Origin of the sequence: Paraburkholderia sp. CNPSo 3076 (assembly GCF_026343935.1) — a bacterium.
Taxonomy (GTDB): domain Bacteria; phylum Pseudomonadota; class Gammaproteobacteria; order Burkholderiales; family Burkholderiaceae; genus Paraburkholderia; species Paraburkholderia nodosa.
The window spans coordinates 255,299-278,166 of sequence record NZ_JAPMAL010000016.1 but is presented as its reverse complement, the minus strand read 5'-3'; the positions used below and the strand labels follow the sequence as shown (position 1 = coordinate 278,166).

Sequence of the window (22,868 nt, the reverse complement as noted above, 5' to 3'; positions counted from 1 at the left end):
CCCGCTCTCTCCCAATCGGGAGAGCGGGCCCGCCAGGCGTTGCTCGCGTAGTGCGCCGGCACCACGTGTGAGCCGCGATTACTGGCCGAAGTAGGTCGGCTTGATGTTCGGTGCGCGGGTGCCGGCTTGGGCGCTGCCGTTCGTCGATGCGCCGTAGGCCGTGGCTCCTGCTGCGCCGTTTTGCTGGGCGACGCGCGCCTGGGCAGCCTGCAGGTCTTCCGGATAGTACGGGCTCGACAGATTCGGGCGGTAGCCGGCCTTTTCCAGCTGAACCAGTTCGGCGCGAACTTGAGCGCGCGTCACGGGCGCTTGCTCGGCTTGTGCGAACGACAGGGCCGGAGCGGCGAGGACGGTAGCGGCGAGTGCAGCAGCAATCAGATTCTTCATGGTAACAACCTCCGAAAATTATGTTGTCGATCCGTAACAATCGTGTTGTTCGAACCGTTGATGACACTTTATTGCAGTGCACTTTAAAGAAAAATACCGCAATCCAGCAAACATCATTACTGCGATTGCAATAATTCCGTCGATCTTCGGTGCTTCAGACGCGCCGGGCGTGGCCCGGTGAGGCAAAATAGGGCGCCCAGGGCCGCGCGTTGCGGCGGCTGCATACCCCGGATCGCTTACTGCGAAACCCATTTCGAAGTTCAAGGAGAAACGCCATGAAGAACTCTCTCGGCCGCCAGGCGCTGATCGCCGCCGCGCTCGCGGGTCTTGCGACGGCCGGCGCGGGCGTGGCCCAGGCGGACGACACCGTGAATTGCTACGGCGTCGCGAAGGCCGGCCAGAACGACTGTTCGAGCAAGACCGGCGTGCACGACTGCGCGGGCCAGGCCAAAGTCGATCACGACAAGGGCGACTTCAAGACCATGCCGAAGGGCACGTGCGAGAAGCTTGGCGGCATGCCGGAAAAATGAGCCTCGCGGTTGAGGCGGCGCGCAACGCGGGATGCGCAAGATGAGCGCGCCAGGCGCACTCAGTGGCGTGGGCATTGGCCTGCGTCACGCGCATTACGAGGCCTTCATGGCGGGGCCGCCTGCGGTCGACTGGATCGAAGTCCACAGCGAGAACTACTTCGGCGAAGGCGGTTACGACCTGCACGTGCTCGAAACCGTGCGCCGCGATTTGCCGGTGAGCCTGCACGGCGTGGGGCTCGGGCTCGGCTCGGCTGCGCCGCTCGATACGGCGCATCTCGCGAGGCTCGCGCGGCTGGTGGCGCGCATCGACCCCGCTGTCGTCTCCGAGCATCTCTGCTGGGGCGCGAGCGCGCAAGGCGCGCTGCACGATCTGCTGCCGCTGCCGCTCGCGCAAGCCTCGCTCGATCACTTGAGCGCGCGCGTCTCGCAGATGCAGGACGCGCTGCGCCGTACCGTGCTGATCGAAAATGTTTCGACCTACGTACGATTTCGCGACGATAGCTACGGCGAGGCCGAATTCCTCGCCGCGCTCGCGCAGCGCACGGGCTGCGGCGTGCTTCTCGACGTGAACAATCTTTACGTGAATCAATGCAACCACGGTGAGGATGCACTGGCGGCCATGGCCATGCTGCCGCCGCAGATCGTCGGAGAGATTCATCTGGCGGGGCATCGCGCGACGCCCGCTGCCGTGATCGACGATCACGGTTCGCGCGTCGCGCCAGCGGTCTGGTCGCTGTACGAGGCCGCGCTCGAGCGCTTTGGCGCGACGCCCACGCTCATCGAGTGGGACACGGCGGTGCCGGCGCTCGAAGTGCTGCTCGACGAGGCGCGTCTCGCGCGCGAACGTTTCGCGAAGCACGCGCGCAACGCAACCGAGCTGCGCTCATGACGGTGCGCAACACGCTCGAAGCGACGCAACAAGCCTTCGCCGCCGCACTGGACGATCCCGGGGTCGATGCGGCGCTCACTCGCGAGCTGCTTCCCGCCGATGCCGCGCTGGTGCACGAGCGCATGGGCCTGTATCGCGGCAACGTGCGCGCGGCGCGGCGGCTTGCGCTCGCGAACGCGTATCCGCTGCTCGCGGCCCTGACCGGCGAGACCTGGTTCGACGCACTCGCGCTAGCCTATGCGCGCGCGCATCCTTCGCGCGATGCCGATCTGAACCGCTTCGGCGCGCAACTGCCCGAATTCATCGAGCGTTACGAGACCGACGCACGTTATGCGTATTTCGGCGATGTCGCGCGACTCGAATGGGCGCTGCACGCAGCCAGTTACGCAGCGAACGCCACGCCACTCAACGCGCAGCAATGGCAAGCGCTCGGCGCAGAGCGCCTTGCGCAAGCGCGTCTCGCGGTGCATCCCGCGTGCGCCGCGCTCGCTTTACGCTTCGATGCCATGGCGATCTGGCGGGCACACCAGCCGGGCGGCGTTTGGCCTGCGCGTGTGGATGTGCCGTCGTGGGCGCTCGTGGTCCGGCCGCAATGGCGGCCCACGGCGCTCGTGCACACGCACGCCGCGCACGCGGCGTTTGTGGCGCTGCGCGACGGCGCCACGCTCGACAACGCGCTTGCGCAAGCGTTCGACATCGACCCGGCTTTCGATTTCGGCGGCCAGTGGCGAGCGTGGATCGAGGCGCGCGCCATCGTTGGCGTGCGCGACAACTGACCACGCCGCATGACAAGCGCATACGCAGACTCGCCATAAAGCAGAGGAATCCAGACTAACAAAACGCACGCCTCTCGAAACGCACTTTATTCAGGAGAATAGGGCGAAAAATCGAGCCGCGCTCCAAACGCCACCCTCGACGGGACTTGCCCGCATAGCCACGCCTGATGCGGCATGCGAGGATGAATGCATACGCGCAACATGCGCCCGCCGGCCGTTATACACTCGACTGCATCCCGGCGCGCGCGGCGTCGGGCATCGTCCACGGTCGGGCGCAGGCAAGCGCCCGGCAACCGGCGCCACTGCAAGGCCAGCCCCCGAAGGCCCGAGATGATGATCCGCCGACCGAACGCCGTGCTTGCCATCGGCATCGCGCTGGCCGCAGCGCTGACGCTGATCGCCGCATGGGTCATGGCGCAGATGCGGCACGACGCGCTCGCGAGCGCCCGCGCTTCCGCCTCCAATATGGCGCTGCTTTTCGAGCGCGACACGGCGCGCAATTTCGACGTCTACGACCTTTCGCTGCAGGCCGTCGTCGACGCCATCGACGATCCGCGGCTCGCCTCGCTCCCCGCCGACATCCGCCAGAACCTGCTGTTCGACCGCTCGGCCACGGCGAAGAATCTCGGCGCGATCTTCGTCACCAACGCGGCGGGCGACGTGGTGTTCGATTCGCGCTCGGTGCCGCCACGCGCGCTCAACGTGGCCGACCGCGACTATTTCATTGCGCAGCGCGACTCGGCGCACGTGGGCCTCTTTCTGAGCCACCCGTTCATTCCGCGCGACGGGCCGGCCAACGCGACCATCGGATTGAGCCGCCGTCTCTCGAACCCCGACGGCTCGTTCGCGGGCGTGGTGGTCGGCACGATGCAGCTCGATTATTTCCGGCAGTTGTTCAGCGGCGTGGACATCGGCACGAACGGCACGGTGGCGCTCATGCTCGCCGACGGCACGCTGCTCATGCGCCGCCCATACGATCCGGCGCTGATCGGCAAAAGCGTCGCAGAAACCGCGCTGTTCCAGCGTTTCCAGCGATCGCAGGCTGACGGGTTCTTCTCGCTGGGCCCGATCGACAGCGGTTGATGTTCACGCGTCAGTTGCGCCGGCGTGGCGCGGTGGAGGCGGAGTTGCGCGTGCAGGCGGGCACCGACGCGCTCACGTCGCTCGCGAACCGGCGCGCGTTCGAAACCCGCGCGGACCACGAATGGGCGCGCGCACGCCGCTCGGGCAGCCCGCTCGCGCTCGTGCTGCTCGACGTGGACCGCTTCAAGCTCTACAACGACCGCTACGGCCACCTCGCGGGCGACGACGCGCTCGCGGCCGTCGCGCACGCGTTCGGCGCACACGCACGCCGCGCGGCGGACTGTGCGGCGCGCTATGGCGGCGAGGAGTTCGTGCTGCTGCTGCCCGAAACGGGCGAGGCCCAGGCGCTCGCGCTGGCCGAAAAGGTGCGCGCCGCGATCGAGGCGCTGGCGGTGCCGGACGCCGGCAGCCCGAACGGTGTGCTCACGGCGAGCGTGGGCGTGGCCTGCACGACCCAAAGCGCGTTTGCCGACTGGCGCGCGCTGACCGACGCCGCCGACGCGGCGCTCTACACGGCCAAGCGCTCGGGCCGCAACCGCGTGGCGGCGTGGCTGCCCGCCACGACCGACGACACGCGCGGCGCGGATGTCGAAGGCCGCTCCGGCTGACCGCAATCAAATTTCACCCGGATGATATTGCGCAATGTAATTTACCCGGATAATATTCGCTCATCATTGGGTATCAAGAAGGAGAACACCATGGTGGTGGCGAACGGCTGTACGGCATTTGCGGGCACGCGCCTGATCGCGCGCGGCGCGCCGCTTCAGGTGGCGCTGGCGGTCAAGGCGGCACTCGAGCGCGAAGTGAATGAAAACGGGAACGAAAACGGCGCGCCGGTGCTGGTCTTCGACGACCGCGACGCGCGCCCGGTCGAATTCGATTTGCGCGGCACGGAACAGGACATCGAGGCGCGCATCGTCGCGCAGGCGAGCCGTGCGGAAAGTGCAGCCGCGCCGAACGTCGTCGACGAAGCAGCCCCGGACGACGCACCGCGCGGCCGCGGCCGCCCGAAGCTTGGCGTGGTGGCGCGCGAGGTGACGCTGCTGCCGCGCCACTGGGACTGGCTCGGCGCGCAGCCTGGCGGGGCCTCGGTGGTGCTGCGCCGACTCGTGGACGCCGCGCGCCATGCGAGTGAGGCACGCGAACGCGTGCGCGCGGCCCAGGAAGCCGCGCACCGCTTCATGACTGCACTGGCGGGCAATCTTCCGGATTACGAGGAGGCGCTGCGCGCGCTTTATGCGGGCGAGCGCAGCCGCTTCGAAACGGCTAACGCGCCCTGGCCGGAAGACGTGCGCGACTATGCGCGGGAACTGGCGGAAGCCGCATTCGCCTGAACGGGCGAAGCGCTCAAATTGCGCGGGCAAAAAAAAACCGCTCCAGCGGGGAGCAGGAGCGGGGAAGTCGGAGAGTTTACAACTTACAAACTCTGCATGAACTCTCGTGGGGGTCACGCAGCAAGGCCAGTCTAAATCCGGCAACCCACCCTCAATATAGGAGGAGTCTGAAACTCCATTCGGTGTTGACTTCATAACTCACGTCGACGGCTGCCGCGGTGGTCTCGGACGCCCGACATCCGGCTTGCCACGCCGATTGCGGCTCCGTACACTCCCGCCTGACCTGCATCAAGGGCGGCCGTTGCATCGATGCGTGCGCGCCAACAATCAAAACCAGAACCAAAACCGCAAATCACGCCGACAAGAGGAATCCATGTCCGACTCCTATTTCCCCCGCTGGCGCGCGCAGACGGGTGACGCCCGCAGCGTCGTGGCCCCCGACGAGCGCCTGCCCTGGCCGCAGATGTTCGCCATGGGCGTGCAGCACGTCGTCGCCATGTTCGGCTCGACCGTGCTCGCGCCGCTGCTCATGGGCTTCGACCCGAACCTGTGCATTTTCATGTCGGGTGTCGGCACGCTGCTGTTCTTCGTGGTGGTGGGCGGGCGCGTGCCGAGCTATCTCGGTTCGAGCTTCGCGTTCATCGGTCTCGTGATTGCCGTGACGGGCTACGGCGGGCAGGGCCCCAATCCCAACATTCCGGTCGCGCTCGGCGGCATCATCGCGTGCGGCGTGGCGTATACGCTGATCGGCCTGCTCGTCTCGGCCGTCGGCACCAAGTGGATCGAAACGCTCATGCCGCCGGTCGTGACCGGCGCGATCGTCTGCGTGATCGGACTGAATCTCGCGCCCATCGCGGTGAAGGGCGTGAGCGGCTCGATCTTCGACTCGTGGATGGCCATCGTCACCGTGCTCTGCGTGGGCGGCGTGGCGGTCTTCACGCGCGGCACGCTGCAGCGTTTGCTGATTCTCGTCGGCCTGTTGATCGCCTATGTGATCTACGCGATCGTCACGAACGGCATGGGCCTCGGCAAGCCGATCGACTTCTCGATCGTCGGGAACGCCGCCTGGTTCGGCATGCCGAAGTTCACCGCGCCGGTGTTCGACCCGCACGCCATGACGCTGCTCGTGCCGATCGCCGTGATTCTGGTGGCGGAGAACCTCGGCCACATCAAGGCGGTTTCCGCGATGACGGGCTACAACCTCGACCGCTATGTGGGCCGCGCGTTCATCGGCGACGGGCTCGCCACGATCGTCTCGGGCTTCGCGGGCGGCACGGGTGTCACGACCTACGCGGAAAACATCGGCGTGATGGCCGTGACGAAAATCTATTCGACGCTCGTGTTCGTGATCGCCGCGGTCATCGCGCTCGTGCTCGGTTTCTCGCCGAAGTTCGGCGCCGTCATTCAGACGATTCCGGGCCCGGTGCTGGGCGGCGTCTCGATCGTCGTGTTCGGTCTGATCGCCGTGACGGGCGCGCGTATCTGGGTCGTCAACAAGGTGGACTTCTCGGACAACCGCAATCTGATCGTCGCCGCGGTCACGCTCGTGCTCGGCGCGGGCGACTTCTCGCTCAAGCTCGGCGGCTTCGGGCTGGGCGGCATCGGCACCGCCACGTTTGGCGCGATCATTCTCTACGCTCTGCTGCGCCGCAAACCGGCGCAGGAAGCGGCGGTTTAAGCCTCACCGCCTTAGCGCGATATGCGGCGCCGGTTCTCGGCGCCGCGTTTTCCCTCTCTCGTTTTTCCGATCTGCGCGAGGCGCGCGCTCAGTTGCGATTGCGCCCGCGCGTCGTCATCGCGGTTTCCGAAAGATCGACTTCGCGCATCAGCTTCACCAGCGTTTCGTCGTTGATCTGCATCTGGTTGCGCAGCTTGAGCAGCGTCGCGCGTTCGGCGCGCATGCCGGCGAGGCGCATTTCCAGTTCCAGCGCGTCAGAGCGGCGCGCGTTCGCGCTGCGGTCGCGGTCGGCGTCGAGCGAGGCGAGGCGCCGGCGGTAGGTGTCCATCACGCGCGCGGTCGTGTCGGCGGCGTAGGCGGCTTGCGATTCGTCGAGATCCTCGCTCACCTTTTCGTGCACCGCATCCACGGCGCGGATGCCCGCTTGCGCCGCCTGGATGCGCGCCGCGCGCTCCTCGGCCGCGTGCGGTCCCTGCGCGCCGCGCCGCACGCCGCGCAGCAGGAGCGGCAGGCCCACGATCGCCACCAGCAGCGAGGCGAGGATCACGCCCGTCGCGATGAAAATGGCGCTGTCGCGCCCGGGCAGCGGGCTGCCGTTGGCGAGCGCCACGGGCAGCGAAAGCACGCCCGCGAGCGTCACCGCGCCGCGCACGCCCGCCACCGTGGTGATCGCCACGGTGCGCAGGCCCGGCACCGCGTTCGTCACGCCGTGACGCGCGGCGCCGCGGCTCGCCACCCAGCGCAGCAGCCACACCCAGCCGAAGCGCATGGCGTAGAGCGCCACGAGCACGGCGGCGATATAGCCGATGAGGCGCAGCATCTGCACGTTGCTCGTGTGGTGCGCGTCGAGCAGCGCCTTGCCGAGAATGCCCGGAAACTGCAGGCCGAGGAGCGTGAACACCATGCCGTTGAAGACGAACTCGATCATCGACCAGGTGCTCGTGGCGCGCACGCGTGCCGACACCGGTCCCTTGTGCGCGACGCTCGTGAAATTCATCGTCATGCCCGCGGAAACGGCCGCGAGCACGCCGGACACCTCGAGGTGCTCGGCGAACAGATACGCCGCGAACGGAATCAGCAAGGTGAGCACGACGCCGGGCGCGGGGTCGCCCTCTTCGGTCATGTTGAGAAAGCGTGCCGAAACGAAGCTGAAGAGCCAGCCGATCGCTGCCCCAAGCGCCAGACCGCCCGCCGCGATCACGACGAAGCTGAGCGCCGCCGAGCGCAGCGAAAAATAGCCGGTGAGCGCGGCCGCCACGGCGAACTTGAGCGCGACGAGGCCCGAGGCGTCGTTCATCAGCGCCTCACCTTCGAGGATATGCATGAGCTGCGCGGGAATGCGGTCCTTGCCGGCGATGCCCGAGAGCGCGACGGCGTCGGTGGGCGAGAGCACGGCGGCGAGCGCAAACGCCACGGGCAGCGAGATCTGCGGCACGAGCCAGTGCACGAAATAGCCGACGGCGACGACCGTCAGCAGCACGAGGCCGAGCGCGAGCATGAGGATCGCGCGGCGCTGCATGAAGAACTCGCGTTTGGGCATGCGCCAGCCGTCCGCGAACAGCAGCGGCGGAATGAACAGCGCCATGAAGATGTCGGGATCGAACGTGACGTGCGGGTTCACGAGCGGAAACGTGAGCAGCGCGCCAATGCCGATCTGCACGAGCGGCAACGGCAGCTTGAGGGGCACGGTGCGCGTGACGATGCCGGACACGGCGACAGCAAGCAGCAGAATGAGAACGGTGAAGAGAATGTCCATCGAAAAACGTAGCGGGGGCCAAACGGGGCCAAACGGGACCAGGCGGGGAAGCGTTGAAGAGGGGGACAGACGCCTCTTTTCACGCGCGGTGCGGCACTGCGTTCTGGCGCGCATTAGAGAGGGGCGCGGCGGTCACGGGACAGTGTAGCCTGACGCGTCTGTAAGCCGCCGCGAAGCGCGCAGGGCAAATGCATGACGAGCCCGATATTTGCCGCAAATGCGGCAATTTGTCCGCCTTGTGTGCGCCACGATTGAAGCAAAGGCGCGCGGAAAGGCGCACGATATCGGTGCGCCGTGCGATATCTCGCGTGGTGCATGGCGTGCCCAATCGCTGCGCACGCGATGGGCGCGAACGCATTCCCCGATGCGTGCCAGATCGCAGTGCGAGCGAGCACGGACCTTGCTTGATCCCACCTGTGACGCAACGAAAATCAGGCTCTGGAGGACAAGCGCGGGCCGTGCAGAGGCTGCGCGGACTGCAGCGTCCTTCCTACGCGCTAGAGGATGGCATGATCACAGAGCAACAGGACAAAACAGCCGTGGCCCCTCACGGCTTCGATCTCAGCGTCACTTCGGGGCTGCAGCGCTACAGCGCACACCACGGCGACCTCACGCTCACGAGCGTGTTCCAGCCGGTGTTCAGCCTCTCGCACATGCGTGCGGTGGGCTACGAAGGGCTGCTGCGCGCGCACGATCCGCTCGACCGCCCGGTTTCGCCGCTCGACGTGTTCGGCGACGCCGCGCGCGTGGGCGAAGCGCTGCTGGTGGACCGGCTCGCCCAGGGGCTGCATCTGGAGAACTTCGCGCTGCTCGGCGCGGAGCGCGAGTGGCTCTTTCTCAACGTCCACCCGGGCACGCTGATCGAGCCGTATCACTCGGCGGCGCTGCTCGCGAACCTGCGGCGGCTGAACATTGCGCCGCGGCGCGTCGTGCTGGAGGTGCTGGAGGACGAGGCGACCGATCTCGACGCCCTCGCGCAGGCCGTGGCGACGTTTCGCGAGCGCGGCTTTCTCGTGGCGCTCGACGACTTCGGCGCGGGCAACGTCGATATTGGCCGCGTGTGGCAGCTCAATCCCGACATCGTGAAGCTCGACCGCATCATGCTCATGCACGCGCAGCATCGCGCCGACATGGCCGCGACGCTGCCCGCGCTCGTGGCGCTGCTGCACGACGCGGGCAAGCTCGTGCTGATCGAAGGCGTGGAGACGGAACACGAGGCGCAGCTCGCGCTCGCGTGCAACGCGGACTTCGTGCAGGGCTTCTTCTTCGCGCGGCCCGCGCCCGGACTCGCCGATGCCGCACAGGCGCAAGGCGTGATCGCCGAGGCGACCGAGCGTTTTCGTCAGCAGACCGAAACGCGCGAGCGCGGCGAGACGAATCGTCTCGTGCCCTATCTGCGTGCGTTCGAGCGCGCGGCCGAACGGCTTTCGGCTGGCGAATCGATGGAGGAGGTGTGCTGGAACTTCCTCGCGCTCGATCATGCGGCGCGCTGCTATCTGCTCGATTCGAACGGCAGGCAGGCGGGCCGCAACGTGGTGCTGCGCGTCGATCGCGCGGAGCGCGATGCGCGCTTTTTGCCGCTGGAGGACGCGCAAGGCGCAAGCTGGCTGCGCAGGCCGTACTTCCGCACGGCGCTCGTCACGCCGGGGCGCGTGCACGTGACCGGACCGTATCTGTCGATCAACGAGGCGCTGCCATGCCTCACGCTTTCGATGGCGGTGCCGGTGGACGAGCGCCTGTGCGTGCTATGCGGCGACATCGACTGGTTCGAGTAGGCGTGCATCTGCGATCATGTCGTGTTCCTCACGATATGGCGCGCCAACATGCAACATGAACGGGTCCTGCTGGAAGTCATCGCGACCACGCTCGCCGATGCGCAAGCCGCCGAGCGCGGCGGCGCGGATCGTCTCGAACTCGTGACCGCAATGGGCGAGGGCGGCCTCACGCCGAGCATCGGCATGATCGAAGCCGTGGTCGCGGCGGTGGCGATTCCCGTGAACGTGATCGTGCGGCCGCACAGCCGCTCGTTTATTTACGATGCGAACGATTACGCGGTGATGCTGCGCGACGTGCGCGCCGCGAAGCTGGCGGGCGCGCATGCGGTCGTGATCGGCATGCTCACGCCGTCGCATGAAGTGGATCACGACGGACTGCAGCGCGCGATCGACGCCGCCGACGGCATGCCGCTCACGTTTCATCGCGCGTTCGACGAAGCGCGCGATCTGCAGGAGGCGTTCGACGTGCTGCTCGGTTTCGACGCCGTGACGAACGTCCTCACCTCGGGCGGCAAGCCTTCGGTGCTGGACGCGCAGGCGCAAATCGCAACGCTCGTGCAGCGTGCGGCGCGCACGCATTGCACGGTGCTCGCGGGCGCGGGACTGACGCTCGACCGCGTAGCGCAATTCGTGAGCGCGACGCAGGTGTGCGCGGTTCACTTCGGCTCGGGCGTGCGCGTTGACGGCAAGGGGCTCGCTCCCGTCGACGAAAACAGGGTGCGGCTCGCGCGGAACCTGCTCGACGCCTGACCCATAAAAAAGCGCGCGCCATTCAGATGAACGGCGCGCGCTTGCCAGCTTCCCTTCCCCTTACTTCGCCACGACCACCGGAATGCCGCGCAACGCGCCCGCGCCCTTGAACGACGCGAGGGCTTCCTGGACCGCCGTGCTCGTCTTTACGTCGATGGCAAGGCGCGCCGCCAGTTCGCGCTCGCTGCGTTTCACCGCCGCGAGATTCGCAAGTTTCACGTGCCCGTAGCCACGCACACGTTGGTGCAGATTGGCGAGGCGCGCAATGTCGTCGACGTTTTCGGCGGTGAGGCTTGCGAACGCACCGCGCAGCGTCGCCTCGTAGTCGCCGGCGAGGGCGCGCTCCATGCGGCGCTCCGGCGTCTTGCCGAACGGATCGAGCCACGTGCCGCGCACGCTGCGGCCCTTCTTCAGCAGCCCGAACGCACTCCACATCCACTGGCCGAACTGCATCTTGCGCGGAGGCTGGCCGTTCTTCTCATGCGCGATGAGCGGCGGCGCGAGGTTGAACTTCACGGTGAAGTCGCTGCCCGCCGTGCCTTCGAACTGCGCTTCGAGCGCGGCGCGGAACGCCGGGTCGGCGTGCAGGCGCGCGACTTCGTATTCGTCCTTCACGGCGAGCAGCCGATAGAACGTGGTCGCGACGGCGCGCGCGAGCGTCTTCTCTGCACTCTTGTCGGCGCTGCGTGCGGCATCGACCAGCGCGCGATAACGCTTCACGTAGCTCGCGCCGCCATAAGCGAGCAGACGCGCTTCGCGGTCGGCGATCAGTTCGTCGAGCGTTTGCGTGAGCTTGCGCGCCGTAGCTTTCGCGGCTGCCGTGCGTTGCGTGTCGAGCGCTTCGAGCGCAGCGGGATCGGCGGCGGCCATGCGGCCGATGGAGAACGCGAGCAGGTTCGCCTGCACGGCCACGTTGTTCAGCTCGATGGCACGCGTGAGCGCCGCCAGTGAAACCGGCACGAGGCCAAGCTGCCACGCGAAGCCGAGCATCACGATGTTCGCGCCGATCGTGTCGCCGAGATAGCGCTGCGCGAGCGCCTGGGCGTCGCAAGCTGAAAGCGGATCTTGCGCCGACGTTGCGCCATTCGTCGCCGCGTGCCGCATCTTCGCGAGCAGCGCATCGGCGTGCAGGTTCGCTTCTGGGTTCTGCACGAACGACGCGTTCGGAATCTCATGCGTGTTCACGACGATGCGCGTGCGGTCGTGTCGCACGGTTTGCAGCGCGTCGGCGCTTGCGCCCACCACCATGTCGCAGGCGAGCAGCAGGTCGGCCTGCTGCGTGTCGATGCGCACCTGGTTGAGCAGCGCGTCGGTCGCCGCGAAGCGCACGAACGAGAGGACCGAGCCGCCCTTCTGCGCGAAGCCCATGAAGTCGAGCACCGAAGCACTCTTGCCTTCCAGATGCGCGGCCATACTGATGAGCGCGCCCACGGTCACGACACCGGTGCCCCCCACGCCCGTCACGAGGATGTCGTAGGGCGCGTTGTCGAGATGCGTGGCAGGCATGGGCAGCGCATTCACGCGCGCGGCGAGCGCCTGCGGATCGAATGCCGCGCCCGCGGCCTTCTTGAGCTTGCCGCCCTCGATGGTCACGAAACTCGGGCAGAAGCCGTTCACGCACGAATAGTCCTTGTTGCACGACGACTGGTCGATGCGGCGCTTGCGGCCCAGCTCCGTTTCGACGGGTTCGACCGACAGACAATTCGACTGCACGCCGCAATCGCCGCAGCCTTCGCACACTTCCTCGTTGATGAAGAGGCGCTTGTCCGGGTCGGGGAATTCGCCCTTCTTGCGTCGGCGGCGCTTTTCGGCGGCGCAGGTCTGGTCGTAGATCAGCACGGTCACGCCCGGCGTTTCGCGCAGTTCGCGCTGGACCGTATCGAGTTCGCTGCGGTGATGGAACGTCGTGCCCTTCGGGAACAGGCCGTGATGGCCGTCGTACTTCTCGGGCTCGTCGCTCACCACCACGAAGCGCGAGACGCCTTCGGCTTCCACCTGGCGTGCGATCTGCGGCACGGAAATGCTGCCGTCCACGGGCTGGCCGCCCGTCATCGCCACGGCGTCGTTGTAGAGGATCTTGTAGGTGATGTTGGTCTTCGTCGCCACTGCCTGGCGAATCGCAAGGATGCCTGAGTGAAAGTAGGTGCCGTCGCCGAGATTCTGGAACACGTGCGGCATCTTCGTGAACATCGAGTGCGCGGCCCAGTCCACGCCTTCGCCACCCATCTGGATCAGGCCGGTGGTGTCGCGCTCCATCCACGAAGCCATGAAGTGGCAGCCGATGCCGGCCTGCGCGATCGAGCCTTCGGGCACTTTGGTCGAGGTGTTGTGCGGGCAGCCTGAGCAGAAGTAGGGCGTGCGGCGAACGGCGTCGGCGGCGTTCGAGAGGATTTGCGGCGCGACGAGATCGACCACGCGCTCGCGGCGGTCGAGCGCGGGCCGGTGCTTCGCGAGCCACGCGGCGAACACGGGCAGGATGCGCGAGGGGCGCAGCTCGCCCAGCTCGGAGAGCAGCAGCGTGCCGTCTTCGGCGTGCTTGCCGATCACCGTGGGACGCGCGCCTTCCTTGCGGTTGTAGAGGTAGTCCTTGATCTGCTGCTCGATCACCGGGCCCTTCTCTTCGATCACGAGCACGTCGGTGAGGCCCGCGACGAACGCGTCGATACGCGACATCTCCAGCGGGAACGACAGGCCCACCTTGTAGATGCGCACGCCCGCGCGATCCAGGTCGTCGACGGTGAGATCGAGACGGCGCAGCGTTTCCATCAGGTCCAGGTGCGCCTTGCCGCAGGTGACGATGCCCACGTTCGCGTGCGGGCTCGGCGCGATCCACTTGTCGATGCTGTTCATGCGCGCGAAGTGGCGCACGGCGTCGAGCTTGGCGGCGAGGCGCTGCTCGATGGCGAGACTCGGCAGATCGGGCCAGCGGTTGTGCAGGCCGCCCGGCGGCGGCGTAAATCCCTCCGGCGCTTGCCAGTCGGTTTTGATGGCATCGAGATCGACGGTCGAGCCCGACTCCACCGTTTCCGAAATCGCCTTGTAGCCCACCCACGCGCCCGAGTAGCGCGAGAGCGCCCAGCCATACAGGCCGAATTCGAGCATGTCCGCAATGTTCGACGGATTCACGACAGGCATGTGCCACGCCATCAGCGCGAAGTCGCTCTGATGCGGCATGGACGACGACACGCAGCCGTGGTCGTCGCCGGCCACTACGAGCACGCCGCCGTGCGGCGACGAGCCGTAGGCGTTGCCGTGCTTGAGCGCGTCGCCGGCGCGGTCGACGCCCGGGCCCTTGCCGTACCACATCGCGAACACGCCTTCGACGGTGCGCTCGGGGTCCGCTTCCACGCGCTGTGTGCCGAGCACGGCGGTGCCGCCCAACTCCTCATTGATGGCGGGCAGGAAGCGCACGTCGGCGGCTTCGAGCAGTTTCTTCGCCTTCCACGCCTGCTGATCGACCATGCCGAGCGGCGAGCCGCGATAGCCGCTGATGAAGCCCGCGGTGTTCAGGCCATGCGCGCGGTCGAGTGCGCGCTGCATGAGCGCGAGGCGGATCAGCGCCTGGGTGCCGGTCAGGAAGATGCGGCCGCGGGTGGCGGTGAGGTTGTCGGTGAGCTTGTAATCAGCGAGGGGCGGCGTATCAAGCGGCGAGGACGTGTCGCCGAACGCGGGGCGCGCGGTCATTGGGGGGAGTCTCCATTTGTCGAACGCAGTTAGCGCTTCAGCGCTGACTGCGATCCCATGCATAGCTTTGCGGTCGCTCACGCCCCACTGAGCAGGGCGGCGACAGAGACTCTATTTTTTCTCGCCAATGACGGAAATTTTTTGCTAACTCTCCGGCGCTGCCGCTTATTCGCGCGAGAGCCTGCCCGCGTAGGGCGAATTTGGAGAGAGATTTTCCCTGCCGCGCCGCAACCCCGTCTGGATCGGCCTTCGGGATAACCTGTCAGATCGTCCGAGGTGCGTAAGGCTTCGCGCGATCGAACGGCACGACATCGTGAAAGTGCGTGTAGTCCATCGTGCTCACGCCGTCCGCGTCGCTCATCAGGTCGACGTAGCGGTAGTCCCAGCGGATCTGGCGATCCGACCAGCTAAAGCGCGCCTGCATGGTCTGCGCGGTCGATTCGTCGGAGCCCTCGATCACGACATGCAGCGTGGCGTGCTGCTCGGCCAGCGTCTCGGGCGTGACGCCGTAGAGCGGGCTCGACTCGTCGATCACGTGCATGAGATTCCAGCCCAGCGTGAAGAGCGGATGCTGGTCGCGCACGAGCTTGAGGTCGTGGATGCGCCGCGCGCGAAAGCCGTCCGACGAGGTCTCGATACGGATGAGCCGCAGCTTCGCTCCCGCTTCGGCGATCACGTTCTGGCGGGCGTTGGCGGCGCGCGCCATCAGCGTCATGCGGCCTTCGATGGGGTGCACCACCACCTGGCTCGCGAACATGATCTTCGCGCGCGGGCGCGAGAAGCGCGCGAACACGAGGCCGGTCGCCAACGCGATACCCGACATGCCGACGAAGATTTCCAGCGTGGCGACGATATGCGCGTAGAGCGTTTGCGGGTGCATGTCGCCGTAGCCGACGGTGGCGAGCGTTTCCACGCTGAAGAAGAACGCACCGAGGAAGCCCTGCGGGTACTGGTTGGCGATAGGCGCGGCGCCGAGCTGGTAGAGACACGCGAACACGCCGTTCATGAGCAGGAAGAGGGCCGCGAGCGACGCAAAGAAGGTGGGCCAGCGCATGGTGAGCGCCGTGTGATAGAAGTCGCCCCAGGACTGCGGCATGCCGTAGACGAGCACCTCGCGCGTGCCGATCATCACCTTGCGCGGCCTCCCGCGTCTGGCTTTTTGCCTGGGCCCCGCGGGCGTTTCGGCCTTGCAGGCGGCCATGTCCACGCCGGGCGAAGCCTCGGGTGCCGATTCGGCTTGCTGGGCCGCTTCCTGGTTTGCGAAGCGCTCCGGCGTCTCGGACGTCATGATGGTCCCTGCGGATCTGAAGTAAGGAGAAGAGCGTAGCAATGCTGCAGGGGCAGGACAAGCGGGCGCATGCCAACGGGCGCTGGCAGGGCGCAGGGCTGGCGCGACGAGAGCAGGAGTGAGACGCGGCAGGAACGGCGTCGAACGAAAGGCTTACGGAAACCCGTGCGGCTTCGGAATGCCTGCGCCGTGTTCGATATCCGCGATGGCCTGGCGGCGCGCGGCGTCCACGGCTTGCGTGGGCGCCTCGAAGCCCGCGTTGCCGCCGACCGTGACCCACGGCTGCACGGCCTTGTCGCGATGCGTGATCTGATATTCGGCGTCCCAGCGAGCGCCCTGCAGTTCGAGGGGATGCACGTGGATGGCGTAGACGCCGTATAGAAAGAGCTGTTCGGACATGGCTAACCTCCTGTCGACCAGAGTTGGCGCTTTAGCGCTTACTCTGGTCCCATGCAGGGCTGTCGACCAGAGTTGGCGCCTTAACGCTTACTCTGGTCCCATGCGGAGCACCCCCGTCTCATGCAGCGCTGCCGGCAGTCCCCGAGCGGGCACTGGGCTCACCGCGGCGACTTACAGTTCGAGTTCGCCGAGAATGCGATGCGCCAGCGCCTTGGCTTCTTCGAGAGCCTCTTCCGGCGTGCCCGATGCGGCTTCGACTTCATACACCGCGTTTTCGAGTTCCTCGCCGTCGTCGCGCGCCAGGGAGACCAGGCCCTGGTACTGGCCGGCGTTCATGGGCCGCACAGAGGCGACGGCCGTGTAGATCCCCTTGGTGTAGCTGACGTCTTCCATAGCGTGCTCCTCGTGGAAGGAAACTCCCCTCGACGGGTCACGTGGACTGGGGCGCGCAAGCGTCGCGCCTGACCCGCAGCAAGAGGGAGATTCCATGCTAGCACGTTGCCCGCGCGGCTGCGGGACACGCATATGACGGCGGCGCGGCGCTTTCGTGTCAGCCCCGCGCGGTGTCCAGGCGGTGCGCCAGAATGCGCGCCGCGTGCGCCTTCAGTCGGCGAGCAGCGCGACGACTTCGTCGAGCGTCGGCGAATGCGCGCCGGGCCGGCGGCACGCGGCCGCGCCCGCGGCGAGCGCGAAGGCGAGATGCTGGCGCCAGTTGCGCTGCGGCGCGCTCATGAGGCTGAACAGCAGCCCGCCGATGGACGCGTCGCCGGCGCCCACCGTATCGGCCACTTCGACGCGCGGCGGCGCCGCCTCGATCACCTCGTCGCCCACATAGAGCGTGGCCGACTGCGCGCCGCGCGTGACGAGCAGTGTGGCGGTCGGATTGAGCGCGCGCACGGCGTCGATGGCTTCGGCTTCGCTCTTGCCGGCGAACAGCATGCGCAGGTCTTCGTCGGAGACCTTGATGAGATCGGCGAGCGCAGCCATGCGGCGCAGGATCGGCTCGTAGCCGTGCGCCATGAGGTTGCGGTAGTTCGGATCGAAGCTGATCTTCACGCCGGCCGCGCGCAGCTCGGCGGCGAGCGTGGCGAGCGTTTCGCCGAGCGGCTGGCGCACGAGGCTGATGCAGCCGAAGTGCGCCCACTTCGCGTGCGCGCGCCAGCCTTCGGGCAGCTTCGCGGGATCGAAGGCGAGGTCGGCGCTGTTGTCGCCGATGAAGTAGTACGCGGGCGGATGCGTCTGATGCACGATCGCGAGCAGCGGCGCGCGCTCCACGCGCTGCATGAAGCGCATGTCGAGACCGGCGGCCACGCTCGCGTTCCAGAGTTCGTCCGAGAAGTTGTCGACGCCGAGCGCCCCCACGCTCGCCGTGGGCAGCCCGAGGCGCGCGACTGCGCGCGCGACGTTCCAGCCCGCGCCGCCAGGATGCGCGCGCCAGTGCGAGTCCATGCCCGGTGAGCCGGGCTGCGAGGCATGCGGCGTGCCCTCGGGCGCGGGGGTGCGCACGAGATCGGTGAGGATGTCGCCGGCCGAGATGAAGGCCGGGAAGCCGGACGAAAAGTCCGGACCGGTGCTGCAGGTGCTCATCGTCGTGTTCCTCTGTCTAGTTCTGGCCGCTGGTGCCTGTCATGCCCGTCATGCCACCAGCGGCGGCGGTCGCTTCCTCGCGGCCCGCGACCGGCGCCATGCCGCGTCCCGGCAGCGCGTTCAGCGCTTCGTAGCACGCGCCCATGGTGTGATAGTCGGTCTTGCCGGCGGGGCTCTTCTCGTCACTGTACTTGCGGTTGTCGCACGTGAGGATGCGGTACCACGCACCGTAACGATGATCGACGAAATTCGCCCAGCTGTAGTGCCAGATTTCGTCGTACCAGTCCCAGAAGCGCTCGTTGCCGGTGCGCTTGCCAAGCAGCGCCGCCGTGGCGAAGGTTTCCGCCTGCACCCAGAAGTACTTGTCGTGATCGCACACGGTGCCGTCCGGGCCGAAGCCGTAGTAGAGGCCGCCGTGATCGTTGTCCCAGGCGTGCGCCATCGCGGCGTCGAACAGTTCGATTGCGCGCGGCAGCAGCCAGGGCAGCGGCCGGTGACGTTCGAGCAGCAGTAGCAGCTTCGCCCACTCCGTTTGGTGGCCCGGCTGGAAGCCCCACGGACGGAAGATGTCCGAGCTGTCTTCCTCGTTGTAGTGCCAGTCCACCGACCAGTCCGCGTGAAAGTGCTCCCACACGAGCCCTTGCGAGAGCTTCGCCTGGCGCAGCGTGATGTTCGAGGCCACGCGCTCGGCGCGGTCGAGATAGACGAGATGGCCCGTCGCCTCGTAGGCCGCGAGCAGCGCCTCGGTCGTGTGCATGTTGGCGTTCTGGCCGCGATAGCCCGAGACGATCCAGTCGGCGCTCGCCTCGTCGGCGTAGAGGCCCGCCGCGCCGTCCCAGAAGCGGTGTTCCATCAGATCGAAGGTCGCGCCGATCATCGGCCGCGCTTCCTCGATGCCGGCCATCGCCGCATGCGCGTAAGCGAGCAGCACGAACGCGAGGCCGTAGCAGTGGCGCGTGGCGTCGAGCACGCGCTTCTTGCCGTCGCGCCAGTCGATCTCCCAGTCGTAGCCCTGCAGATGCGGGTCCCAGTGGCCCTCGCGCAGGAACTGCAGGCCGTGGCGCGCGTATTCCAGGTGCTGCGCATCGCCGAACTCGCGATACGCCATCGCATAGTTGAAGACGTAGCGGCAGCTGCTCACGAGGTGCCGCGAGTGCGCGTTGTAGATCGAGCCGTCGTCGCGGAAGTAGTGGAAGAAGCCGCCCGAGGGATCGAGCACGTTCGGCGCGTAGAAGCGCAGTGTGTCCTGCACGTGGCCGAGCAGGAAGCCGCGGTCGCGAAAGCTCGCGACGCCCGGTACGGCGACGGGTTGTGCGGTGGCGGAGGAGGCGGTGTCGGCGGTCATCGTCATGGCTTTCTCTTCTGTCCTGGACGTGGCTTCAGCGTATTTTCAATGTGTGTTCAGCGTGTTTCGACGGAGCGCCTCAGGCGCTCTGTGGCGTGCCTGCAGCGTGATGGACGGCGTGCGCGGCAACGAGGTTCGATGACGCCGCACCCAGCGTGCTCGCACGCGCGACGAGCTGCACCGGCAAACGGATTTCACTCGCGGCAGGCGTCTCTTCGAGCAGCAGCTCGACGCCGCGCCGCCCGAGTGCTTCCTTGTCGACGGCGATCGTCGAGAGCGGCGGCGTGGCGTGCGTGGCGCCCGCGATATCGTCGAAACCGATGATGGCGATGTCCTCGGGCACGCGCAGGCCATTGGCGAGGCACACGCGCATGGCCGCGAGCGCGGCGGCGTCGTTGTAGGCGAAGAGGGCGTCGGGCGGCGGGCGCGATGTGGCGCGCGCCGCGTCGATCAAACGCTGCATGGCGAGCGACGCGCCCGTGTCGGGATCGAGCCCGCCGTCGATCGTCGTTTCGAGCGACGGGTCGAACAGCAGGCCCGCCTCGAAGAACGCGCGCCGGTAACCGAGCGCGCGCTGCGCGATGCTGTAGTGCGCGAGCGAGCCGCCGATGAACGCAATGCGCCGCCGTCCCAGCTCGAACAGATGCCGCATGGCGAGCGCGGCGCCCGCCGCGTTGTCGATATTCACTGAGCGCAGACCCGGCGCCCACAGGTCGATCAGCACGAGCGGGCGTTGCAGCGCGACGAGCGCAGCGAGCATTTCCGGCTCGACGAAGCCCGCCACGGCGATGGCGTCGGGCGCGTGCAGGCGCAACTGCTGGACGGTGTCGTCGGCGGGGCCGGCGGTGAGCAGCGCGGGCACGATGCCGTGTTCGCGACAGGCGTCTTCCACGCCGTGCAGCACGTGCGAGAAGAACGGGCTAGCCGCGAAGTTGTTGTGCTGGCGGTGGAGCAGGAAGGTGAGCCGGCGAATGCGCGGACGCAGTTGCGCGCAGTCATAGCCGAGCGTGCGCGCGACTTCGACGATGCGCCCGCGCGTGGCCTCGGAGAGGCCCGGCTGGTTCTTCAACGCGCGCGACACCGTGCCGATCGACACGTTGGCGGCTTGCGCGACGTCACGAATGGTTGTCCCCATGATTCCTGGCTGGCGGTGGCGCGGTGGGCGTTCCGGGTGTGGTCAGGTGTGCCGCGATTGTATAGTAAAAACCTGCCCAAAAAACCCGAACCTACGTCTCGAATTCCAGGTAAATACCAGTAAACAATGAAATAAACGCAAACATTCATGTTTAGTAAAATTCACTAAACGGGCGCAGGCACGACGGTTGCGGAAAGCCGGACACCAACATTCGACTTACGGAGGCGTCATGCTCGGCACCCTGCTTCTGGTCATTCTGATCCTGCTGCTCATTGGCGCGTTCCCAGCGTGGCCGCATAGCCGTTCATGGGGCTACGCGCCTTCGGGCACGCTCGGCATCATCGTCGTCGTGGTCGTCGTGCTGGTCTTGATGGGGACGATCTAGCGACGGCGCAGCGGTCAAGCAACGCAAGCAAAACGGGCCGGCGCGCGGCACCCGCCGCGCGGCCGGCCCGTTCATGTTCTGGGCTGCCGCAGGGGAGGTTCAGGCCGCTATGACCAACCGGCTTCGCCTGGTGTCGAACTGAGCGTGGGCACGAGGTTGGCGCTCGCGCCGTCGATCACGACGAGCCCGCTCGCTTCCTGCTTCGCGCGGCGCTTGGCGAGGGCCGCGAGCGAGGCGATGGCGTCGCTGCTGTGCTGCGCACCCTCGCCCGGGGCGATGTACACGCAGCCGATCGCCATCGTCACGAAGGTGAAGAAGGTGGCGTTGCCGTGGCGATCCTCGCCGTGAATGCCGCCCGCGAGGCGGTCGCCCGGTGCATAGAAGCGCTGCGCGCCTTCGTTGAACGTTCCGATCGCCTGGCGCGCGCGCTCGCGCCACGTCTCGCTCTGGAACAGGATCAGGAAGTCGTCGCCGCCCACGTGGCCGAGGAAGTCGCGCGTGGGGTCGCAGGCGCCGGCGAGCACCGTCGCCGCGAACTTCAGCACCTCGTCGCCTTGCCAATAGCCGTACTGATCGTTGAAGGGCTTGAACTGGTTCAGGTCGACGTAGCACGCGTGAAAGCCCGCGTCGTGCGACAGCAGACGCTCGATATGCGAGCTGATGGGGATATTGCCCGGCAGGAAGGTGAGCGGATTGGCGTAGCGCGCCGCCTGGATGCGCACCTCCGTCACGGCGCGCACGAGGCTCTCGCCAGTGCCGAGCCCGGCGTAGCGGCCGTTATCGGTGATGACGAAGCCATCGGCGAGATAGCGCTGGTCGTCGCTTACGAGCAGCGTCGCCATCTGCTCGACCGTCATCGATTGCTCGATCAGCACCGGCTGCGCGTTGGCGAATTGCAGGCAGGCCTTCTTGCCGAACAGCTCGCGGTGATACGGCAGCGCATAGCGGTCCATGAACGCGCGCCGGTTGATGAGCGCGACGGGGGCTTCGTCTTCCACCACGGCCACCGCGTGCAGATCGGGTTGACCGTTGAACAGTTCGAGCACGTCGTTGTTGGTCGCCTGGCGCGGCAGCGCGGGCGCGCGCACGAGCATCTTGCTGGCCGGCGCGCCGCCGCCCGCGGGCTGCGTGGCGGCGCTGCGCGTGGCCTCGGGGAACACGGCGATATGGTCCGCGCGAATTGCCTCGCGCGCTTCGCGGGCCAGCACGCGCAGCGGCTCCACGTTGGGGCGGCCGAAGAAAAAGCCCTGGCCGCAGTCGATGCCCATGTCGCGCAGCACGATCAGGTCGGCAGCGTTCTCGATGCCCTCCGCCACGAGCCGTGTGCCGCTCGCCTGCGCGAAATGCTGCACGGCGCGCACGGCTTCGAACTTGAGCGCGTCGTTGGCGATGTCGTGGATGAGGAAACGGTCGATCTTCACGACATCGGGCTGCAACTGCACCCAGAGGTTGAGGCTCGCGTTGGCCGTGCCGTAGTCGTCGAGCGCGAACTGGGCGCCGGCCGCGCGCAGCGTCTCGACGACGGGCGAAAAATTGCGCAAGTCGTGGATGGCGCTTTGCTCGGTGAGCTCGATCACGACGCGCGTGGGGTCGATCGGGCCGTCGAAGAGGGCGAGCGCGGCGTCGCCGTCGGCGGTGAGCTGGCGCAGCGCGTCGGCGCTGAAATTGAGGAACAGCTTGCCGGGGCAGTCGAGTCTCGCGAACGTTTCGATGCAGGTGCGGGCGGCCGCGCGTTCGAGCGCGGCGGTGCATTGTTCGTCGCCGGCGCGCGCGAAGAGGGCGGCGGGCGTTTCGAGCGGCGAGCCAGCCGGCCCGCGAATGAGGCCTTCGTAGCCGAGGATCGCGCCACCCTCGAAATCGACGATGGGCTGGAAGACGGCGCGCAGCTGGCGCTGGGCGATCAGCGCCCCGACGCCGGGCGCCGCGTGCAGGAGTGGCGCGGGAGCAGACATGGACAGGCCGGAACGGGCGAAGACGATGAACTTAACGGCATATGATCGGATGAATTAAATGAAATTTTGGTGACAGTGCCGCGATGTCCAATCTTTGGGCGTGCGGCGGATGCGGGCGTGACGCGGGGAGGGTGC

The 22,868-nt window shown here is 67.1% G+C and carries 20 protein-coding genes; 10 read left to right on the top strand and 10 right to left on the bottom strand.

The window, feature by feature from the left end:
- Window positions 1-78: 78 nt before the first annotated feature.
- Window positions 79-387, bottom strand: coding sequence for a DUF4148 domain-containing protein (locus M3A49_RS20280; RefSeq protein WP_266230441.1), 309 nt, complete (start codon window positions 385-387; stop codon window positions 79-81).
- A gap of 275 nt (window positions 388-662) precedes the next feature.
- Between M3A49_RS20280 and M3A49_RS20275 the strand changes: the two genes are divergently transcribed.
- From M3A49_RS20275 to M3A49_RS20245, 7 genes are all read left to right on the top strand, one after another.
- Window positions 663-917 carry a DUF2282 domain-containing protein gene (locus M3A49_RS20275; RefSeq protein ID WP_028201731.1) on the top strand — a complete coding sequence of 85 codons (255 nt, stop codon included), beginning with the start codon at window positions 663-665 and terminating at the stop codon, window positions 915-917.
- Window positions 918-948: 31 nt separating this feature from the next.
- On the top strand, window positions 949-1,806 hold the full coding sequence (locus M3A49_RS20270; RefSeq protein WP_266230439.1) for a DUF692 domain-containing protein: 858 nt from the start codon (window positions 949-951) through the stop codon (window positions 1,804-1,806).
- A complete protein-coding gene (locus M3A49_RS20265; protein WP_266230437.1) occupies window positions 1,803-2,582 on the top strand; it encodes a DNA-binding domain-containing protein in 780 nt (259 codons plus the stop codon). Before M3A49_RS20270 ends, M3A49_RS20265 begins: the two co-directional genes overlap by 4 nt.
- Before the next feature lie 330 nt (window positions 2,583-2,912).
- Window positions 2,913-3,665 carry a cache domain-containing protein gene (locus tag M3A49_RS20260; protein ID WP_266230435.1) on the top strand — a complete coding sequence of 251 codons (753 nt, stop codon included), beginning with the start codon at window positions 2,913-2,915 and terminating at the stop codon, window positions 3,663-3,665.
- Window positions 3,665-4,273, top strand: a complete 609-nt coding sequence (locus M3A49_RS20255; RefSeq protein WP_266230433.1) for a GGDEF domain-containing protein — start codon at window positions 3,665-3,667, stop codon at window positions 4,271-4,273. Before M3A49_RS20260 ends, M3A49_RS20255 begins: the two co-directional genes overlap by 1 nt.
- A gap of 90 nt (window positions 4,274-4,363) precedes the next feature.
- Window positions 4,364-4,999 carry a DUF2239 family protein gene (locus M3A49_RS20250; protein ID WP_266230431.1) on the top strand — a complete coding sequence of 212 codons (636 nt, stop codon included), beginning with the start codon at window positions 4,364-4,366 and terminating at the stop codon, window positions 4,997-4,999.
- A gap of 373 nt (window positions 5,000-5,372) precedes the next feature.
- Window positions 5,373-6,677 (top strand): solute carrier family 23 protein, encoded by a 1,305-nt coding sequence (locus M3A49_RS20245; protein ID WP_266230429.1) that lies wholly within the window; start codon window positions 5,373-5,375, stop codon window positions 6,675-6,677.
- Window positions 6,678-6,765: 88 nt separating this feature from the next.
- Here the strand turns inward: M3A49_RS20245 and M3A49_RS20240 are convergent, their stop codons facing one another.
- Complete coding sequence (locus M3A49_RS20240) at window positions 6,766-8,433, bottom strand: Na+/H+ antiporter (RefSeq protein ID WP_266230427.1); 1,668 nt, start codon at window positions 8,431-8,433, stop codon at window positions 6,766-6,768.
- 509 nt (window positions 8,434-8,942) lie between these two features.
- Here M3A49_RS20240 and M3A49_RS20235 point away from each other — a divergent pair.
- On the top strand, window positions 8,943-10,208 hold the full coding sequence (locus M3A49_RS20235) for an EAL domain-containing protein (RefSeq protein ID WP_266230425.1): 1,266 nt from the start codon (window positions 8,943-8,945) through the stop codon (window positions 10,206-10,208).
- A gap of 48 nt (window positions 10,209-10,256) precedes the next feature.
- Window positions 10,257-10,958: a copper homeostasis protein CutC gene (locus tag M3A49_RS20230; protein ID WP_266230423.1), complete on the top strand. Its 702-nt coding sequence runs from the start codon at window positions 10,257-10,259 to the stop codon at window positions 10,956-10,958.
- A 60-nt stretch (window positions 10,959-11,018) separates the two neighbouring features.
- Here the strand turns inward: M3A49_RS20230 and M3A49_RS20225 are convergent, their stop codons facing one another.
- From M3A49_RS20225 to M3A49_RS20195, 7 genes are all read right to left on the bottom strand, one after another.
- Window positions 11,019-14,642: an indolepyruvate ferredoxin oxidoreductase family protein gene (locus tag M3A49_RS20225; RefSeq protein ID WP_266230421.1), complete on the bottom strand. Its 3,624-nt coding sequence runs from the start codon at window positions 14,640-14,642 to the stop codon at window positions 11,019-11,021.
- Window positions 14,643-14,904: 262 nt separating this feature from the next.
- Window positions 14,905-15,843 (bottom strand): ion channel, encoded by a 939-nt coding sequence (locus M3A49_RS20220; protein ID WP_416338984.1) that lies wholly within the window; start codon window positions 15,841-15,843, stop codon window positions 14,905-14,907.
- Between the two features lie 240 nt (window positions 15,844-16,083).
- Window positions 16,084-16,329, bottom strand: coding sequence for a hypothetical protein (locus tag M3A49_RS20215; protein ID WP_028201739.1), 246 nt, complete (start codon window positions 16,327-16,329; stop codon window positions 16,084-16,086).
- A gap of 171 nt (window positions 16,330-16,500) precedes the next feature.
- Window positions 16,501-16,722: a hypothetical protein gene (locus tag M3A49_RS20210; RefSeq protein WP_028201740.1), complete on the bottom strand. Its 222-nt coding sequence runs from the start codon at window positions 16,720-16,722 to the stop codon at window positions 16,501-16,503.
- Between the two features lie 210 nt (window positions 16,723-16,932).
- Window positions 16,933-17,916: a carbohydrate kinase family protein gene (locus tag M3A49_RS20205; protein ID WP_266230418.1), complete on the bottom strand. Its 984-nt coding sequence runs from the start codon at window positions 17,914-17,916 to the stop codon at window positions 16,933-16,935.
- 16 nt (window positions 17,917-17,932) lie between these two features.
- Window positions 17,933-19,267 (bottom strand): AGE family epimerase/isomerase, encoded by a 1,335-nt coding sequence (locus tag M3A49_RS20200; protein WP_266230416.1) that lies wholly within the window; start codon window positions 19,265-19,267, stop codon window positions 17,933-17,935.
- A 73-nt stretch (window positions 19,268-19,340) separates the two neighbouring features.
- Complete coding sequence (locus M3A49_RS20195; RefSeq protein WP_266230414.1) at window positions 19,341-20,396, bottom strand: LacI family DNA-binding transcriptional regulator; 1,056 nt, start codon at window positions 20,394-20,396, stop codon at window positions 19,341-19,343.
- A gap of 229 nt (window positions 20,397-20,625) precedes the next feature.
- Between M3A49_RS20195 and M3A49_RS20190 the strand changes: the two genes are divergently transcribed.
- On the top strand, window positions 20,626-20,781 hold the full coding sequence (locus M3A49_RS20190; protein WP_035512102.1) for a DUF3309 family protein: 156 nt from the start codon (window positions 20,626-20,628) through the stop codon (window positions 20,779-20,781).
- Between the two features lie 107 nt (window positions 20,782-20,888).
- On the opposite strand, the gene M3A49_RS20185 is transcribed toward M3A49_RS20190, so the two are convergent.
- Window positions 20,889-22,733 carry a phosphodiesterase gene (locus M3A49_RS20185; protein ID WP_266230411.1) on the bottom strand — a complete coding sequence of 615 codons (1,845 nt, stop codon included), beginning with the start codon at window positions 22,731-22,733 and terminating at the stop codon, window positions 20,889-20,891.
- Window positions 22,734-22,868 lie beyond the last annotated feature (135 nt).

Excerpts from the sequence above, each read along its gene's own strand:
- M3A49_RS20280 (WP_266230441.1), bottom strand. The coding sequence starts at position 387 with ATGAAGAATCTGATTGCTGCTGCACTCGCCGCTACCGTCCTCGCCGCT.
- M3A49_RS20275 (WP_028201731.1), top strand. The coding sequence starts at position 663 with ATGAAGAACTCTCTCGGCCGCCAGGCGCTGATCGCCGCCGCGCTCGCG.
- M3A49_RS20270 (WP_266230439.1), top strand. The coding sequence starts at position 949 with ATGCGCAAGATGAGCGCGCCAGGCGCACTCAGTGGCGTGGGCATTGGC.
- M3A49_RS20265 (WP_266230437.1), top strand. The coding sequence starts at position 1,803 with ATGACGGTGCGCAACACGCTCGAAGCGACGCAACAAGCCTTCGCCGCC.
- M3A49_RS20260 (WP_266230435.1), top strand. The coding sequence starts at position 2,913 with ATGATGATCCGCCGACCGAACGCCGTGCTTGCCATCGGCATCGCGCTG.
- M3A49_RS20255 (WP_266230433.1), top strand. The coding sequence starts at position 3,665 with ATGTTCACGCGTCAGTTGCGCCGGCGTGGCGCGGTGGAGGCGGAGTTG.
- M3A49_RS20250 (WP_266230431.1), top strand. The coding sequence starts at position 4,364 with ATGGTGGTGGCGAACGGCTGTACGGCATTTGCGGGCACGCGCCTGATC.
- M3A49_RS20245 (WP_266230429.1), top strand. The coding sequence starts at position 5,373 with ATGTCCGACTCCTATTTCCCCCGCTGGCGCGCGCAGACGGGTGACGCC.
- M3A49_RS20240 (WP_266230427.1), bottom strand. The coding sequence starts at position 8,433 with ATGGACATTCTCTTCACCGTTCTCATTCTGCTGCTTGCTGTCGCCGTG.
- M3A49_RS20235 (WP_266230425.1), top strand. The coding sequence starts at position 8,943 with ATGATCACAGAGCAACAGGACAAAACAGCCGTGGCCCCTCACGGCTTC.
- M3A49_RS20230 (WP_266230423.1), top strand. The coding sequence starts at position 10,257 with ATGCAACATGAACGGGTCCTGCTGGAAGTCATCGCGACCACGCTCGCC.
- M3A49_RS20225 (WP_266230421.1), bottom strand. The coding sequence starts at position 14,642 with ATGACCGCGCGCCCCGCGTTCGGCGACACGTCCTCGCCGCTTGATACG.
- M3A49_RS20220 (WP_416338984.1), bottom strand. The coding sequence starts at position 15,843 with ATGGCCGCCTGCAAGGCCGAAACGCCCGCGGGGCCCAGGCAAAAAGCC.
- M3A49_RS20215 (WP_028201739.1), bottom strand. The coding sequence starts at position 16,329 with ATGTCCGAACAGCTCTTTCTATACGGCGTCTACGCCATCCACGTGCAT.
- M3A49_RS20210 (WP_028201740.1), bottom strand. The coding sequence starts at position 16,722 with ATGGAAGACGTCAGCTACACCAAGGGGATCTACACGGCCGTCGCCTCT.
- M3A49_RS20205 (WP_266230418.1), bottom strand. The coding sequence starts at position 17,916 with ATGAGCACCTGCAGCACCGGTCCGGACTTTTCGTCCGGCTTCCCGGCC.
- M3A49_RS20200 (WP_266230416.1), bottom strand. The coding sequence starts at position 19,267 with ATGACGATGACCGCCGACACCGCCTCCTCCGCCACCGCACAACCCGTC.
- M3A49_RS20195 (WP_266230414.1), bottom strand. The coding sequence starts at position 20,396 with ATGGGGACAACCATTCGTGACGTCGCGCAAGCCGCCAACGTGTCGATC.
- M3A49_RS20190 (WP_035512102.1), top strand. The coding sequence starts at position 20,626 with ATGCTCGGCACCCTGCTTCTGGTCATTCTGATCCTGCTGCTCATTGGC.
- M3A49_RS20185 (WP_266230411.1), bottom strand. The coding sequence starts at position 22,733 with ATGTCTGCTCCCGCGCCACTCCTGCACGCGGCGCCCGGCGTCGGGGCG.